At 57.6% G+C, this 14,831-nt stretch carries 14 protein-coding genes; 2 read left to right on the forward strand and 12 right to left on the reverse strand.

Annotated elements, in window-relative coordinates; translation table 11 throughout:
• Positions 1 to 14: 14 nt before the first annotated feature.
• Positions 15 to 539, reverse strand: coding sequence for a single-stranded DNA-binding protein SSB1 (ssb1, locus tag OWK27_RS19935; protein WP_003860284.1), 525 nt, complete (start codon positions 537 to 539; stop codon positions 15 to 17).
• A gap of 251 nt (positions 540 to 790) precedes the next feature.
• On the opposite strand from ssb1, the gene uvrA reads away from it, so the two are divergent.
• Complete coding sequence (uvrA, locus tag OWK27_RS19940) at positions 791 to 3,613, forward strand: excinuclease ABC subunit UvrA (RefSeq protein ID WP_176608951.1); 2,823 nt, start codon at positions 791 to 793, stop codon at positions 3,611 to 3,613.
• A gap of 3 nt (positions 3,614 to 3,616) precedes the next feature.
• On the opposite strand, the gene OWK27_RS19945 is transcribed toward uvrA, so the two are convergent.
• The 8 genes from OWK27_RS19945 to dnaB form a co-directional block, all read right to left on the reverse strand.
• The gene (locus tag OWK27_RS19945; protein WP_148422293.1) at positions 3,617 to 3,970 is read right to left on the reverse strand and encodes an MmcQ/YjbR family DNA-binding protein; all 354 of its coding nucleotides are present in this window, start codon (positions 3,968 to 3,970) and stop codon (positions 3,617 to 3,619) included.
• A gap of 2 nt (positions 3,971 to 3,972) precedes the next feature.
• On the reverse strand, positions 3,973 to 4,389 hold the full coding sequence (locus OWK27_RS19950) for a secondary thiamine-phosphate synthase enzyme YjbQ (RefSeq protein WP_267591055.1): 417 nt from the start codon (positions 4,387 to 4,389) through the stop codon (positions 3,973 to 3,975).
• Between the two features lie 111 nt (positions 4,390 to 4,500).
• Positions 4,501 to 5,214 (reverse strand): acid phosphatase AphA, encoded by a 714-nt coding sequence (gene aphA / locus OWK27_RS19955; protein ID WP_148422216.1) that lies wholly within the window; start codon positions 5,212 to 5,214, stop codon positions 4,501 to 4,503.
• 220 nt (positions 5,215 to 5,434) lie between these two features.
• On the reverse strand, positions 5,435 to 6,628 hold the full coding sequence (gene tyrB, locus OWK27_RS19960) for an aromatic amino acid transaminase (protein WP_267591056.1): 1,194 nt from the start codon (positions 6,626 to 6,628) through the stop codon (positions 5,435 to 5,437).
• A gap of 73 nt (positions 6,629 to 6,701) precedes the next feature.
• Positions 6,702 to 7,715, reverse strand: coding sequence for an AAA family ATPase (locus OWK27_RS19965; protein WP_267591057.1), 1,014 nt, complete (start codon positions 7,713 to 7,715; stop codon positions 6,702 to 6,704).
• Entirely contained in the window at positions 7,712 to 8,269 is a 558-nt protein-coding gene (pnuC, locus tag OWK27_RS19970; RefSeq protein WP_267591058.1) for a nicotinamide riboside transporter PnuC, read from the reverse strand. The genes OWK27_RS19965 and pnuC overlap by 4 nt, the downstream gene beginning before the upstream one ends.
• Before the next feature lie 20 nt (positions 8,270 to 8,289).
• The gene (alr, locus tag OWK27_RS19975) at positions 8,290 to 9,369 is read right to left on the reverse strand and encodes an alanine racemase (RefSeq protein ID WP_176608954.1); all 1,080 of its coding nucleotides are present in this window, start codon (positions 9,367 to 9,369) and stop codon (positions 8,290 to 8,292) included.
• Positions 9,370 to 9,380: 11 nt separating this feature from the next.
• On the reverse strand, positions 9,381 to 10,793 hold the full coding sequence (gene dnaB, locus OWK27_RS19980) for a replicative DNA helicase (RefSeq protein ID WP_003860298.1): 1,413 nt from the start codon (positions 10,791 to 10,793) through the stop codon (positions 9,381 to 9,383).
• A 66-nt stretch (positions 10,794 to 10,859) separates the two neighbouring features.
• Here dnaB and OWK27_RS19985 point away from each other — a divergent pair, with 66 nt between their 5' ends.
• Positions 10,860 to 11,843 (forward strand): quinone oxidoreductase, encoded by a 984-nt coding sequence (locus tag OWK27_RS19985; RefSeq protein ID WP_148422224.1) that lies wholly within the window; start codon positions 10,860 to 10,862, stop codon positions 11,841 to 11,843.
• A 185-nt stretch (positions 11,844 to 12,028) separates the two neighbouring features.
• Here the strand turns inward: OWK27_RS19985 and pspG are convergent, their stop codons facing one another.
• The 3 genes from pspG to traF all read right to left on the reverse strand — a co-directional run bounded on the left by pspG (position 12,029) and on the right by traF (position 14,772).
• Positions 12,029 to 12,271, reverse strand: coding sequence for an envelope stress response protein PspG (pspG, locus tag OWK27_RS19990; protein WP_242169946.1), 243 nt, complete (start codon positions 12,269 to 12,271; stop codon positions 12,029 to 12,031).
• Between the two features lie 136 nt (positions 12,272 to 12,407).
• Positions 12,408 to 13,403 (reverse strand): tRNA dihydrouridine(20/20a) synthase DusA, encoded by a 996-nt coding sequence (gene dusA / locus OWK27_RS19995; protein WP_267591059.1) that lies wholly within the window; start codon positions 13,401 to 13,403, stop codon positions 12,408 to 12,410.
• 82 nt (positions 13,404 to 13,485) lie between these two features.
• The gene (traF, locus tag OWK27_RS20000) at positions 13,486 to 14,772 is read right to left on the reverse strand and encodes a conjugal transfer protein TraF (RefSeq protein WP_420713005.1); all 1,287 of its coding nucleotides are present in this window, start codon (positions 14,770 to 14,772) and stop codon (positions 13,486 to 13,488) included.
• Positions 14,773 to 14,831: the final 59 nt, after the last annotated feature.

Genomic DNA, 14,831 nt, shown 5'->3' on the forward strand with positions numbered 1-14,831 from the left:
AGTGCTGAAGACAATCAGAACGGGATGTCGTCGTCAAAATCCATTGGCGGTTCGTTAGACGGTGCCGGAGCAGACTGCTGCTGCGGACGAGACTGCGCGCCGCCGCTGAACTGGTTGCCGCCCTGTGGCTGCTGAGGCTGGCCCCAGCCGCCCTGCTGCTGACCGCCACCCGCTGGTGCGCCGCCGCCCTGACGGCCACCCAGCATCTGCATGGTGCCGCCAACGTTGACCACCACTTCCGTGGTGTATTTTTCCTGACCGGATTGATCGGTCCATTTGCGGGTGCGCAGCTGGCCCTCAATGTAAACCTGAGAGCCTTTACGCAGATATTCACCGGCCACTTCTGCCAGCTTGCCAAACAGCACTACGCGGTGCCATTCGGTCTGCTCTTTCATTTCACCGGTCGCTTTATCACGCCAGGATTCGGAAGTAGCCAGCGTAATGTTGGCAACTGCGCCACCACTCGGCATGTAGCGTACTTCCGGGTCCTGGCCCAGATTACCGACGAGAATCACCTTGTTTACGCCTCTGCTGGCCATGTTCGTGTCTCCTGAATACGTTTCTTAATAGTGTAAACGCGCGAGTGTACCATTTCCATGCGACACTTTGATAGTTGCGTAGCATGTTCCAGAGTTCTCTCGCGGACTCGACATTGTTACACAGACAATCAGAAAATGCATTCCAATACTGTATATTCAAACAGGTCATTTTGTGTCATAATTAGCCGTTTCTGACAGCCGTTTGTCCTTCAAACAAATCAGGCAATCCGTGTTCCAACCGGGAAAGGTGAATGGATAAGATCGAAGTTCGGGGCGCCCGCACCCATAATCTCAAGAATATCAACCTCATAATCCCTCGCGACAAACTTATCGTCGTGACCGGGCTTTCGGGGTCTGGCAAATCCTCACTGGCTTTCGACACCTTGTATGCCGAAGGACAGCGTCGTTACGTTGAATCACTCTCGGCGTACGCGCGTCAGTTCCTGTCGCTGATGGAAAAACCGGATGTAGACCATATTGAAGGGTTATCGCCTGCTATCTCCATTGAGCAGAAATCCACGTCGCATAACCCGCGCTCCACGGTCGGTACGATTACCGAAATCCATGACTACCTGCGTCTGCTGTATGCGCGCGTGGGCGAGCCGCGCTGTCCGGACCACGACGTCCCGCTGGCGGCGCAGACCGTAAGCCAGATGGTGGATAACGTGCTGTCGCAGCCGGAAGGCAAACGCCTGATGCTGCTTGCGCCAATCATTAAAGAACGCAAGGGCGAGCACACCAAAACGCTGGAAAACCTGGCAAGCCAGGGCTATATCCGCGCCCGTATCGATGGCGAAGTGTGTGACCTGTCGGATCCGCCAAAGCTGGAGCTGCAAAAGAAACACACCATCGAAGTGGTGATTGACCGCTTTAAGGTGCGTGACGATCTGGCAACCCGTCTGGCGGAATCCTTTGAAACGGCGCTGGAGCTCTCCGGCGGCACGGCGGTGGTTTCCGACATGGACGACGCAAAAGCGGAAGAGCTGCTGTTCTCCGCTAACTTCGCCTGCCCGATTTGCGGCTACAGCATGCGCGAGCTGGAACCGCGCCTGTTCTCGTTCAACAACCCGGCGGGCGCATGCCCAACCTGCGACGGCCTGGGCGTGCAGCAGTACTTCGACCCGGACCGCGTGATCCAGAACCCGGAGCTGTCGCTGGCGGGCGGGGCCATTCGCGGCTGGGATAAGCGTAACTTCTACTACTTCCAGATGCTGAAATCGCTGGCGGAGCACTATAAGTTCGACGTCGAAGCCCCGTGGGCAAGCCTGAGCGCAACCGTGCACAAAGTGATCCTGTTCGGCTCCGGTAAAGAGAACATCGAGTTCAAATACATGAACGATCGCGGCGATACCTCCGTGCGCCGTCACCCGTTTGAAGGGGTGCTGCACAACATGGAGCGCCGCTACAAAGAGACCGAATCCAGCGCGGTGCGCGAGGAGCTGGCGAAGTTCATCAGCAACCGCTCCTGCGCCACCTGCGAGGGCACGCGCCTGCGTCGCGAAGCGCGCCACGTGTTTGTGGAAAACACGGCGCTGCCGACCATCTCAGACATGAGCATCGGCCACGCGATGGACTTCTTCAACAACCTGAAGCTCTCCGGCCAGCGGGCGAAAATCGCCGAAAAAGTGCTGAAAGAGATCGGCGACCGTCTGAAGTTCCTCGTTAACGTCGGCCTGAACTACCTGACGCTTTCCCGCTCCGCGGAGACCCTGTCCGGCGGTGAAGCCCAGCGTATTCGTCTGGCGAGCCAGATTGGCGCGGGCCTGGTCGGCGTGATGTACGTGCTGGATGAGCCGTCTATCGGCCTGCACCAGCGCGATAACGAACGTCTGCTCGGCACGCTGGTTCACCTGCGCAACCTTGGCAACACGGTGATCGTGGTTGAGCACGACGAAGACGCAATTCGCGCCGCAGACCACGTGATTGACATCGGCCCGGGCGCTGGCGTGCACGGCGGCCAGGTGGTTGCGGAAGGAACGCTGAAAGACATTATGGCGGTGCCGGAGTCGCTGACCGGCCAGTACATGAGCGGAAAGCGCAAGATTGAAGTGCCGAAACAGCGCGTGGCAGCGAACCCGGAAAAAGTGCTGAAGCTAACCGGGGCGCGCGGCAACAACCTGAAAGACGTGACCCTGACGCTGCCCGTCGGGCTGTTCACCTGTATTACCGGCGTGTCCGGTTCCGGTAAATCGACGCTGATCAACGATACGCTGTTCCCGATTGCGCAGACGGCGCTGAACGGCGCGACGCTGGCCGAACCTGCGCCGTACCGCGACATTCAGGGGCTGGAGCATTTCGATAAGGTTATCGATATCGACCAGAGCCCGATTGGCCGCACGCCGCGCTCCAACCCGGCGACCTATACCGGCGTCTTTACGCCCGTACGTGAACTGTTTGCCGGCGTGCCGGAAGCGCGCTCGCGCGGGTATACGCCAGGACGCTTCAGCTTTAACGTGCGCGGCGGCCGCTGTGAAGCGTGCCAGGGCGACGGCGTGATCAAGGTTGAAATGCACTTCCTGCCGGATATCTACGTGCCGTGCGACCAGTGCAAAGGCAAGCGCTATAACCGCGAAACGCTGGAGATTAAGTACAAAGGCAAGACCATTCACGAAGTGCTGGATATGACCATCGAAGAGGCGCGCGAGTTCTTTGACGCTGTCCCTGCGCTGGCACGCAAGCTGCAAACGCTGATGGACGTGGGTCTGACCTATATTCGTCTGGGACAGTCAGCGACGACGCTGTCCGGCGGGGAAGCGCAGCGCGTGAAGCTGGCGCGTGAGCTGTCCAAACGCGGTACCGGTCAGACGCTGTATATTCTGGACGAGCCGACCACCGGCCTGCACTTTGCGGATATCCAGCAGTTGCTGGACGTGCTGCACCAGCTGCGCGATCAGGGCAACACTATCGTGGTCATTGAGCACAACCTGGACGTGATTAAAACCGCGGACTGGATTGTCGATCTCGGCCCGGAAGGCGGCAGCGGCGGCGGTGAAATCCTCGTCTCCGGTACGCCAGAGACCGTTGCAGAGTGCGAAGCCTCGCACACCGCGCGCTTCCTCAAACCACTGCTGTAATCGTCACACGGAGAGCTGCTGTCGAATTGTTTCCGGCAGCAGCTCAACCGCCTGTTGATACGACGCGTCTACCAGATAGTAAATCTGCGATCCCGGCAGCGAGCCGTCGAGAAACACCGTACTCCAGTGCGCTTTGTTCAGATGCTTGCTTGGCCTGACGTCATCGTGCTGCTGGCGCAGTAAATCGGCCAGTTCCGGGCTGGTTTTCAGCGACGCCGCAGGACGTCCCTCCACCTCTTTCACCATCGCGAACAGCACGTCACCCACTTTGATCTGCGTGGCTTTCCAGTCGCTGTGAACGCTTTGTTCCGCGCCAGGCTTGCTCATGCAGTACTGAAGTATCTCCGAAATTGTCATCATTATTCCCCTTGTAGCGTTGCGATAATTTTACGCGAACCACCGTGAATGCGATGCTCTCCCAGCCAGATCCCCTGCCAGGTACCCAAAAGCAGGCGTCCATTGTGGACCGGCAGCATCAGCGAGACGCCCAGCAAAGAGGATTTGATATGCGAAGGCATATCGTCCGCCCCCTCATAATCATGCTCATACGGAGCGTTATCCGGAACGCTTTTCAGGAAATGTCTTTCCATATCGGACCGGACGGTGGGATCGCAATTTTCATTAAGCGTGAGAGAAGCTGAGGTGTGCTGAAGCAGGAGATGCAGTAAACCCTTTTTAACGCGCGACAGGTCGCGGATTTGACCGATGACTTCGTCCGTCACAAGGTGAAATCCGCGTGGTTTTGCGCTTAGGGTCAGGATCTGTTGATACCACATGTGCTGCTCCGTGTTGAAAGATGAATCTTTCTAAGTGTGCAGCAAGAAAGCGAAAGGTAAAACCCGCGCGGCGAGATTTGCTTAAAAAAGAATCAACCCGCCGCTAACGCATCAATATTCGGAGTTAACGATCACCTCTTCGCCAAATTTTCCGGCCATTGGCAGCGGCCGGTAGGTCGAGTTCGAGGCGCGTAACACCCGGATGCCTCTGGCTCCCACGTCGTGCGCCGCAGTGATGTCGTTATCCGAATCGCCGTAGAACACCCTGATGTTTTTCTTTTCCAGCCACTGGGTTTTGGTGTTTTGCCCTTCATGGTCACCGGCAAAGATGACCGGGTTCATGCTGGCAGCCGGGATCAGGAAATCATCCTGCAGCGTTTTCGATACGGTTTCGGTTTTGGTCTGGCTGCGCCCGGTTACAAAGTAGATGCTGTCGCCGCGCTTTACGTGCATGGCGATAAGCGCGCGGGCAACCTCTTTCGGGATACTGAACTCATCCCAGCCGTTGTTCATCTTTTCCCAGAATTCCGGGTTTTTCAGATAGGCTTCGCTGCCCGGCGAATAAGTTTTTTTGCCGCGCCAGAAGCCGGGGCTGGAGAAGAGAACGGTGTCGTCAATGTCGAAACCCACGGCCATCGGCGGCCGACCCGTCAGGCTGTTTTCAATTTGTGCCACAGAGACCCAGTGAATGGGCGCCTGTTCGGCAAGAATGGCGGCGGTGGTTCCGGTGTAAAGCGGCGTCGGTGCGGAGGCTCGCGCCACTACGGCGCTATTAAGCGAGAACAATAAGCAGGCGGCGCTGAGCGCCAGTGTGATCTTGCGCATATTTTCCCCTGAATATTCAGCTTGTTATCGTTTTAATTTGAGTGGATGGTCAAAAAACTATCCGACCATAACCCCGACGGGAGGGGATGGAAAGGAGTTTTTACTTATGAAGCTGAATAAAAAGAAGAAGATCACAAAGCGGGACATCGACCTGAGCAGCCTGATGCCCTCACCCCGACCCTCTCCCACAGGGAGAGGGAGAGGGATAGTTAGTGAGTGCTTACATGACGGCAGCAAAGGCCTGCGCCACGCGCTGAACGTTGCTGGCGTTCAGCCCCGCCACGCACATGCGGCCGCTGGCGATCAGGTAGACGCCGAACTCTTCGCGCAGGCGATCGACCTGCGCAGCGCTTAGCCCGGTGTAGCTGAACATCCCGCGCTGCTTGAGCAGATAGTCGAAGTTATGCCCCGGCACCGCCTCTTTCAGCACGTTAACCAGCTCCTGGCGCATCGACAGAATACGCTTACGCATCGCTTCCACTTCCGCAAGCCAGCTGGCTTTCAGCTGGTCATCGCCCAGTACGGTCGCCACCACCTGCGCGCCAAAATTCGGCGGGCTGGAGTAGATGCGGCGGACCGTCGCTTTAAGCTGGCCGAGCACGCGGCCTGCCGCCTCAGCATCGTTACACACCACGGAAAGGCCGCCAACGCGCTCGCCGTACAGTGAGAAGATTTTCGAGAAGGAGTTGCTGACCAGAGCAGGCAGACCCGCGCTGGCGATAGCGCGAATGGCGTACGCGTCCTCCTCCATGCCCGCGCCAAAGCCCTGGTAGGCAATGTCGAGGAACGGGATCAGGTTTCGCGCCTTCAGCACTTCGATTACCGCATCCCACTGCGTATTCGTGAGATCGGCACCGGTCGGGTTATGGCAGCACGGGTGCAGCAGCACGATGCTGCGCTCCGGCAGGGTATTGAGTTTTTCAAGCAGCGCGTCAACGCGCACGCCGTTGGTTTCGCTGTCAAACCACGGATAGGTCGCGACCTTAAAGCCCGCGCCTTCAAAAATGGCCACGTGGTTTTCCCACGTCGGGTCGCTGACCCATACGCCGGAATCCGGGAAATATTTTTTCAGGAAATCGGCGCCCACCTTCAGCGCACCCGAGCCACCCAGCGTCTGGATAGTGGCCACGCGCTTTTGCGCTAGCACCGCGTGGTCCGCACCAAACAGCAGCGGCGCGATGGTATTGCGGTAAGCGTTTAACCCTTCCATCGGCAGATAAAGCGAAGCACCGTGCGGCGTGGCGTTAAGACGCGCTTCAGCCTCGGCAACGGCCTTTAGCTGAGGAATAATGCCGTCCTCGTTGTAATAAAGACCGATGCTGAGGTTCACTTTATCGCTGCGAGGATCTTCTTTGAAACGCTCCATCAAGGAGAGGATAGGGTCGCCGGCGTAGGCGTCTACTTTCTGAAACACGCGATGTTCTCCGGATTTTTTTTTGCGGCAGGGAATTCAACAATAAACCGGAAGCAGGAGAAGATCGAGAAGGTTATGAAAACCGTTTCTGTATATGCCGACGAATTTGTTCGATACGCTCAGACGTCGACCCTGTGACGTGTAAATACGGGATGTTTCGGCGCGCCAGTTCAGCGACATACCACGCCTGCTGCCTGTGGCGAAACGCCGCACCTTGCCGGGTACCATCCTGTACAAATGGAAATTCATCGCCGCACAGTATAACCAGCGAATAGTCCCGCCCGGCTAAGTCGTGCAGCGCCTGAGGCGCCGAGCCATACTGGTCGAGCGTATAAAACAGCGTGGTTAAGGGCGACGTATCGCAGATCAGATAAGGCGCCGTGCTGGCTGCTTCCTCACGCCTCACCTGCTCACGCGCAATATGCAGTAGATCGTCGCATTCCAGTACTCCGTTCTTTTCCTCCCAGTATTCGCGCCCGAACTCAGCGACGCAGGGCGCGTTAAGCGCTGCTGCCAACGCCCGGGAAAGCGTGCTTTTGCCCGTCGATTCGCCGCCTAACAAGCAAATTCGAAAGACAAAACTCCGGTAAACCTCCGCCGGGAGCATCTCACGGTAGCGATGAACATCGGAGCGAATAAGCGTGCCTGAGGGCGCATCAGGACCCTTCGGGCGCTGAAGCCGCACGTGCGTAACCGGGGATCCGAAACGCTGGCTTAACACACCCGCAAAACCGTCCCCATAGTCTTCTGCGGTGAATACCGCCTGCGGCTGACAGTGCAAAACGTCTTCACACAGCGTGGCAACGTAATGACGATGGAGATCGTCGCCAGCGTCATTCGGTGGCGGTGGCGCAATATCGTGGGTCGCCACCACCTGCTCAGACAGCACAAGGTGGCGGCACTGAGGGAAACGCGTCTGTAACCAGTGAAGCCGCTTTTCTGGCTCGTAGCCCGGTATTTCAGGCGACGAATAGCTGATGATAACGACCGTCCCGCACTGCGCGAGCGCTGCATGGATAAGCGCTTCATGGCCTAAATGTAAAGGTGCAAATTTGCCCACGACCAGGCCGGTTGGGTAACGCTTCATTGCGTACGGAGTTCCTTACGCCATTGATACAGTCCGTGCCAGGCATTACACCAGAACACCAGGTATAAACCGGCCGTCAGATACAGCTCTCTCGTCGCATACAGCGGAACTGCCAGCGTGTTTACTGCCAGCCACACGTACCAGTTTTCCAGGCGCCGTCCCATCAACATAAACTGAGCAAGGACGCTGAATGTTAAAATAAGGGAGTCCAGCCAGGGGGCCCAGGCATTGGTGTAGAGATGCAATATCAGTCCATACCCCGCCGCCACAATCGTGGCGCAGGCTAGCAAAATAGCAATATGCCCAGGCCTGGTTCGCCGTACAGGTAATACATCTCCACGGTGCCCTTTAAGCCAGTGTATCCACCCCGTTATGCTCGTGATGATGAAGAAGAGCTGTAGGGTGACATCGGCATAAAGCTGCACCGAATAGAAGACCCAGGCGTATAGCCCGCTGCCGAGAATGCCGATCCACCACGTATTGATATTGTTTCTGGCCGCCAGCCAGACGGAGAGCGCATAGGCCAGACAAGCAGCCATTTCAGATGGTGACATATCCCTTCCCGGACAATGTGTTAGTCGATGTATTTCATCGCCACCCGCGACGTCAGCCGCGTGATAAGTTCGTAAGCACTCACTTTTGTGATTTCAGCAATGCGCTCAACGGGCAGGCCTTCACCCCACATTACCGCTTCATCACCCGCCTTGTCCTGCGCGTCTGGCCCCAGATCGACACAAATCATATCCATCGCCACGCGGCCGACAATCTTCACTTCCCGGCCGTTGACCAGCACCGGCGTACCCGTTGGGGCAGCGCGCGGGTAACCGTCGCCGTAGCCCATCGCCACCACGCCGAGGCGCGTATCGCGCTCGCTGGTCCAGGTTCCGCCGTAGCCCACCGGCTCCCCCGCTTTGTGCTCGCGCACGGCAATCAGCTTTGAAACCAGCGACATAACCGGCCTGAAGCCAAAGTCCGGCCCCCAGGGTTTGTGCTCCAGAGGCGAAACGCCATAAAGAATAATGCCCGGGCGCGCCCAGTCGAAGTGCGACTGCGGCCACAGCAGAATACCGCCGGACGCCGCAATCGAGCGCATCCCCGGCTTGCCTTCGCAGAAGGTGTTGAAGATATCAAGCTGCTGCTCGGTCGCACCGCATTCAGGCTCATCGGCACGGGCAAAGTGGCTGACAATATTCACCGGCTGGCGCACATTTTTGCACCGGCACAGGCGCTGATAAAAGGCCTCTGCGTTTTCCGGGCGCACGCCCAGACGGTGCATGCCCGTGTCGAGCTTCATCCACACGGTAACCGGCTCGCTCAGCCCGGCCGTTTCCAGCGCGGCCAGCTGTTCTTCATTGTGTACCGCGGTGTGCAGATGCTGGTCGGCAATGGTCGGCAGATCGGCGGCGTCAAAAAAGCCTTCGAGGAGCAGAATCGGTTGCGTTATGCCGCCCGCGCGCAGGCGCAGAGCTTCTTCGAGACGGGCGACGCCAAAGGCGTCGGCATCGGGGAGCGTTCGCGCGGTCTCAAGAAGACCGTGACCGTAAGCGTTCGCTTTCACGACTGCAACGAGCCTGCTGGCGGGTGCCAGCTCACGCAGTCGTTGCAGGTTGTGTCGCAGAGCGCGGCGGTTAATAACAACAGTTGCCGCTTGCATGTAAAAAATCCTTATTCGTCGTCGTACTGCGGGCCCGCATAGTTATCAAAGCGTGACCACTGGCCGTTAAAGGTAAGACGTACCGTACCGATAGGACCGTTACGTTGCTTACCGATAATAATTTCGGCGATCCCTTTCAGGTCGCTGTTCTCGTGATAAACCTCATCACGGTAGATGAACATGATTAAGTCGGCATCCTGCTCGATGGAGCCGGATTCACGCAGGTCGGAGTTGACCGGACGTTTGTCAGCACGCTGTTCCAGGGAGCGGTTAAGCTGGGAGAGCGCCACCACCGGGACGTGCAGCTCTTTGGCTAACGCCTTGAGCGAGCGGGAGATCTCGGCGATTTCCAGCGTACGGTTGTCGGAGAGCGACGGGACGCGCATCAGCTGAAGGTAGTCGATCATGATGAGGCCGATGCCGCCGTGTTCGCGGGCGATGCGGCGCGCGCGGGAGCGCACTTCCGTCGGGGTCAGGCCGGAGGAGTCATCGATGTAGATGTTTCGCTTTTCCAGCAAAATGCCCATGGTGCCCGAGATGCGCGCCCAGTCCTCATCGTCGAGCTGGCCGGTACGGATACGGGTCTGATCCACGCGCGACAGGGATGCCAGAGAACGCATCATGATCTGCTCGGAGGGCATTTCAAGACTGAAGATGAGTACCGGCTTGTCCTGCAACATCGCCGCATTTTCGACGAGGTTCATCGCAAATGTCGTCTTACCCATAGACGGACGCGCCGCGACGATAATCAGATCCGAAGGCTGTAGGCCCGCGGTTTTCTTGTTGAGATCGTCATAGCCGGTGTTAACGCCGGTGACGCCGTCGTGCGGCTGCTGGAAAAGCTGTTCGATACGCGCAACGGTGGCATCGAGCACGTCGGCGATGTTTTTCGGCCCTTCGTCTTTGTTCGCGCGGCTTTCAGCGATTTTAAAGACCCGGGATTCCGCCAGGTCGAGCAGATCTTCGCTGGTGCGCCCCTGCGGATCGAAACCGGCCTCGGCGATTTCGTTCGCCACCGAGATCATCTCGCGAACAACGGCGCGCTCGCGAACGATGTCCGCATAGGCGCTGATGTTCGCGGCACTTGGGGTGTTTTTTGACAGCTCCGCCAGATAGGCAAACCCGCCGACGCTGTCCAGCTGCCCCAGGCGCTCCAGCGATTCTGCGAGCGTGATCAGGTCAATCGGGCTGCCCGACTCCTGCAAACGCGCCATCTCAGTGAAGATATGGCGGTGCGGGCGGGTATAGAAATCTTCCGCGACAACGCGCTCGGCGACGTCGTCCCAGCGTTCGTTATCCAGCATTAAACCGCCCAACACGGACTGTTCCGCTTCAATCGAGTGCGGCGGGACTTTTAACCCGGCGACCTGATAATCACGCTCACGAGGTTCAGTCTGTTTGTTGAAGGGTTTGTTTCCTGCCATAGTGAATGGAGTTACCGAGATAAAGAGTGGGTCGAAAGGTTACCATATTTTTCTTACGGAGGGAGCATGGCAACGCGCATTGAGTTCCAGAAACACGGCGGTCCGGAAGTGCTGAAGGCGGTTGAATTTACCCCCGCTGCGCCTGGCGAGAACGAAATCCAGGTTGAAAACAAAGCGATTGGCATTAACTACATCGATACCTATATTCGCGGCGGTCTCTACCCGCCCCCATCAATGCCGAGCGGGCTGGGCACCGAGGCGGCCGGTATCGTCAGCAAAGTAGGCAGCGCGGTTAAGCACGTTAAAGAAGGCGATCGCGTGGTGTACGCGCAGTCCGCGCTGGGTGCTTACAGCTCCGTTCATAACGTACCGGCCGAGAAGGCGGCGCTTCTGCCAAACGCTATCTCCTTCGAGCAGGCTGCCGCCTCATTCCTGAAAGGGCTGACGGTCTTTTACCTGCTGCGCAAAACCTACGAAATTAAGCCGGATGAGCAGTTTCTGTTCCACGCTGCCGCAGGTGGCGTGGGGTTGATTGCCTGCCAGTGGGCGAAGGCCCTGGGTGCGAAGCTGATCGGCACCGTCGGCAGCGCGCAGAAAGCCCAGCGTGCGCTGGACGCGGGCGCATGGCAGGTGATCAACTACCGGGAAGAGAGCATCGTTGAACGGCTGAAAGAGATCACCAGCGGCAAAAAAGTGCGCGTAGTGTATGACTCGGTGGGGAAAGATACCTGGGAGTCCTCGCTCGACTGCCTGCAACGTCGCGGGCTGATGGTGAGCTTCGGTAACGCCTCGGGCGCTGTCACCGGCGTGAATCTGGGCATTCTGAATCAGAAAGGGTCGCTGTACGTCACGCGCCCCTCTTTGCAGGGTTACATCACCAGCCGGGAAGAACTTGAGGAAGCCAGCAACGAGCTGTTCTCGCTGATCGCCAGCGGCGTAATCAAAGTGGACGTGGCCGACGCGCAGAAGTACGCGCTAACCGATGCGCAGCGGGCGCACGAGGTGCTGGAGAGCCGGGCGACGCAGGGGTCGAGCCTGCTCATCCCCTGAGTGCTGAAAAGAAATTGGGCTTCCCGTGGGAAGCCCTTTCTTTTTTTTAGTTCGGCTGTATGTAGGGTACAGCTCGATGAATTCTTTAGCGGCAGCCATAGTGACAGATTCGATAAGTAAATCCTATTCTGTTCTAAACATTGCTGCCGGAAAAGTTGCAGGTATGTGACGTACCCCTCAATACCTTAGTAACGAAAGCGGTTATTACGCTGATAAGTGGGCAGTTTTGGCGATTTAATCGCCCGTATCGCCCATACCACCGCAACCGCCAGCAGCAGCCACGGCAACAGCTTGATCGTCAGGGCAAACAGTCCGCCGACAAACATCACCACCGTAGCGACAACGAGCGCGGCCAGAATACCGAGCAGCGATACGCCCGTGACCATCAGCATGATAAAGAAGCCAATCACAAAAAGTAGTTCCAGCATGGTGCTCTCCCACGAATTCCCGAATGATGCTGGGATCGTTACAAGAATCATGCCAAAAATAACCCTTTGTTTTGAAAACAAAACGCCCCGCAACGTGTTGCAGGGCGTGGTGTTTTTGACCATCTTTTAGCGAATTTTATCGCTTATCCGCGACCAGGCGCAGCGCGTGTTCCAGCACGTTAATATCCGCACCGGCCTTATGCGCGTTCTCGCTGAGGTAGCGACGCCACTGGCGCGCGCCAGGAATGCCCAGGAACAGGCCGAGCATGTGGCGGGTAATGTGGCCCAGATAGGTACCGTTGCTCAGCTCGCGCTCAATGTACGGATACATGGCGCGCACCACGGCTACCGGATCGGCGTCGGCACCTTCAGTGCCGAAGATTTCACGGTCAACCGTCGCCAGGATGCCCGGGTTTTGATACGCCTCGCGCCCGACCATCACGCCATCCATATGTTCGAGGTGCGCTTTGGCCTCGTCCAGCGACTTAATTCCGCCGTTGATCGACATGGTCAGGTGCGGGAAATCGCGCTTCAGCTGGTACACGCGCGGGTAGTCCAGCGGCGGGATCTCGCGGTTCTCTTTCGGGCTGAGGCCCGAGAGCCAGGCTTTACGGGCGTGGATGATAAACATCCCGCACTCGCCCTTCCCTGACACCGTGTCGATGAAGTCACACAGGAATTCGTAGCTGTCCTGGTCGTCAATGCCGATACGGGTTTTGACCGTAACCGGAATGGACACGACATCGCGCATCGCTTTGACGCAGTCTGCGACCAGCTGTGCGTTACCCATCAGACAGGCGCCGAACATGCCGTTCTGCACGCGGTCGGAGGGGCAGCCGACGTTGAGGTTAATCTCGTCATAGCCGCGCGCTTCAGCCAGCTTTGCGCACTGCGCCAGCGCGGCCGGATCGCTGCCACCCAGCTGTAGCGCAACCGGATGCTCTTCTTCGCTGTACGCCAGATAGTCGCCCTTGCCGTGGATAATTGCGCCGGTGGTGACCATTTCGGTGTACAGCAGCGTATGGCGGGAGAGCTGGCGCAGGAAATAGCGGCAGTGTCTGTCCGTCCAGTCGAGCATCGGCGCAATGGAGAAACGGTGTGCTGGGAAGGTGGTCTGGCGTTCTGACAACATGGCGAAGTTTTAAGCATCTGGTGGAAAAGGGGCGCTACTATAGCACAAAGAAAAGCCGGAGGCGCAGCGCCTCCGGTGTACTTTAGAACGTCATGCTCAGCTGAGCGCCGGCGCCCCAGGTTTCGTCTTCGCCATAAAGCCCCATCAGATCGACATGAACGGTGCTGAACGGCGCAAACCCGACGCCGCCGGTAAAGACGTTGCTGTCATTACCTTTCATGTCCGCACGGTAACCGGCGCGCACCGCCAGCCAGCTAAGCGGCGTGACTTCAGCACCAATGCCGGCGTACTGGGAGGTATCTTCGCTTTTGAAGCCTTTGGTTTCGGTCAGATCCCCGTCCGCGGTCAGCGTCACCAGATCGTTGTGCCAGGCGGCCCCGGCTGTCACCAGCGGACGGATCTGATAGGTGTCTTTATAACTCACCACCTCTCCCGTACGCCCGTTGCGGATGCGGATATCTTTGGTATCGATATCGCGCGACATCAGGTTTTGCCCGCTCACGCCAACCGTCCAGTTTTCACCGAAATCAGCAGCAATACCGGCATCGACGTTGAAGCCGGTGTCGTCGGTACGGTAGCGGCTGTCGTTCCACTTATTACTGTCGTAATCGTAGATTGAGGTGGTGTAGTTATAAAGCCAGGTTTGTTGCAGCTTTGGCGTGACGCCAACGGAAACCGGAACGCCGCCAAGATCGAACTGGCGGGCCACCGCAATACCGTAGTCGGACACAATTGCCGCCCGGCCGGACGCCGTAGAGTTCAGGTTTTTGGTGATTTGATCGGTACCGTTTAGCGCGGCGTCCAGCGCCACGCCGGCAGCCACCGCATCGCTTCCCTGAATACCGCGCAGATAATCAATGTCCTGCTGATCGATAGAGGAGCTGACCCGGCCATGGGCGTAGCCTTTCGCCATAAAGGCCACCGAGAGCACATCGTTAGGGATACTGACGGCAATTCCGGCGCCCGCGTTAGCGCGTGCGGTTTTGCCCTTCAGGTAGTCCAGCTCATCAGCGAGATCTTTCGCGGCGCCCTGGAACTGATTGATCGAACCTAATGGATTGGTGATGATATCAATGGGCGTCAGGCTATCAACCACATCCTTGTAACGATTGATTTTGTCGTTAATGGTGTCGATTTCGTCCTGAAGATTGTCTTCATCGGTCACCTGCACGCCAACGGACGGCAAAATGACCGTCACGTCATCCTCAGGTTTAGACTTTGCCAGCAGCGCGGGGTTGATTAACGCCCCGCTGCCATAACTGCCTGCTGCCACTCCCGTGCCGCCCATTGCGTCACTACGCGCTTCCGTCCAGGTATTGGCTGCTCCCGCCTGATTTGCCATAAAAAAGGAGACAGCGATGCTAACCATCGAAAATTTAAAATGTTTTTTCACAGTGTGCTCGTAAATAGTTTGTTATTAGTTAACCC

This window comes from Enterobacter cloacae complex sp. 2022EL-00788, assembly GCF_026627565.1.
Taxonomy (GTDB): domain Bacteria; phylum Pseudomonadota; class Gammaproteobacteria; order Enterobacterales; family Enterobacteriaceae; genus Enterobacter; species Enterobacter pasteurii.

Excerpts from the sequence above, each read along its gene's own strand:
- ssb1 (WP_003860284.1), bottom strand. The coding sequence starts at position 539 with ATGGCCAGCAGAGGCGTAAACAAGGTGATTCTCGTCGGTAATCTGGGC.
- uvrA (WP_176608951.1), top strand. The coding sequence starts at position 791 with ATGGATAAGATCGAAGTTCGGGGCGCCCGCACCCATAATCTCAAGAAT.
- OWK27_RS19945 (WP_148422293.1), bottom strand. The coding sequence starts at position 3,970 with ATGACAATTTCGGAGATACTTCAGTACTGCATGAGCAAGCCTGGCGCG.
- OWK27_RS19950 (WP_267591055.1), bottom strand. The coding sequence starts at position 4,389 with ATGTGGTATCAACAGATCCTGACCCTAAGCGCAAAACCACGCGGATTT.
- aphA (WP_148422216.1), bottom strand. The coding sequence starts at position 5,214 with ATGCGCAAGATCACACTGGCGCTCAGCGCCGCCTGCTTATTGTTCTCG.
- OWK27_RS19965 (WP_267591057.1), bottom strand. The coding sequence starts at position 7,715 with ATGAAGCGTTACCCAACCGGCCTGGTCGTGGGCAAATTTGCACCTTTA.
- pnuC (WP_267591058.1), bottom strand. The coding sequence starts at position 8,269 with ATGTCACCATCTGAAATGGCTGCTTGTCTGGCCTATGCGCTCTCCGTC.
- alr (WP_176608954.1), bottom strand. The coding sequence starts at position 9,369 with ATGCAAGCGGCAACTGTTGTTATTAACCGCCGCGCTCTGCGACACAAC.
- dnaB (WP_003860298.1), bottom strand. The coding sequence starts at position 10,793 with ATGGCAGGAAACAAACCCTTCAACAAACAGACTGAACCTCGTGAGCGT.
- OWK27_RS19985 (WP_148422224.1), top strand. The coding sequence starts at position 10,860 with ATGGCAACGCGCATTGAGTTCCAGAAACACGGCGGTCCGGAAGTGCTG.
- pspG (WP_242169946.1), bottom strand. The coding sequence starts at position 12,271 with ATGCTGGAACTACTTTTTGTGATTGGCTTCTTTATCATGCTGATGGTC.
- dusA (WP_267591059.1), bottom strand. The coding sequence starts at position 13,403 with ATGTTGTCAGAACGCCAGACCACCTTCCCAGCACACCGTTTCTCCATT.
- traF (WP_420713005.1), bottom strand. The coding sequence starts at position 14,772 with ATGGTTAGCATCGCTGTCTCCTTTTTTATGGCAAATCAGGCGGGAGCA.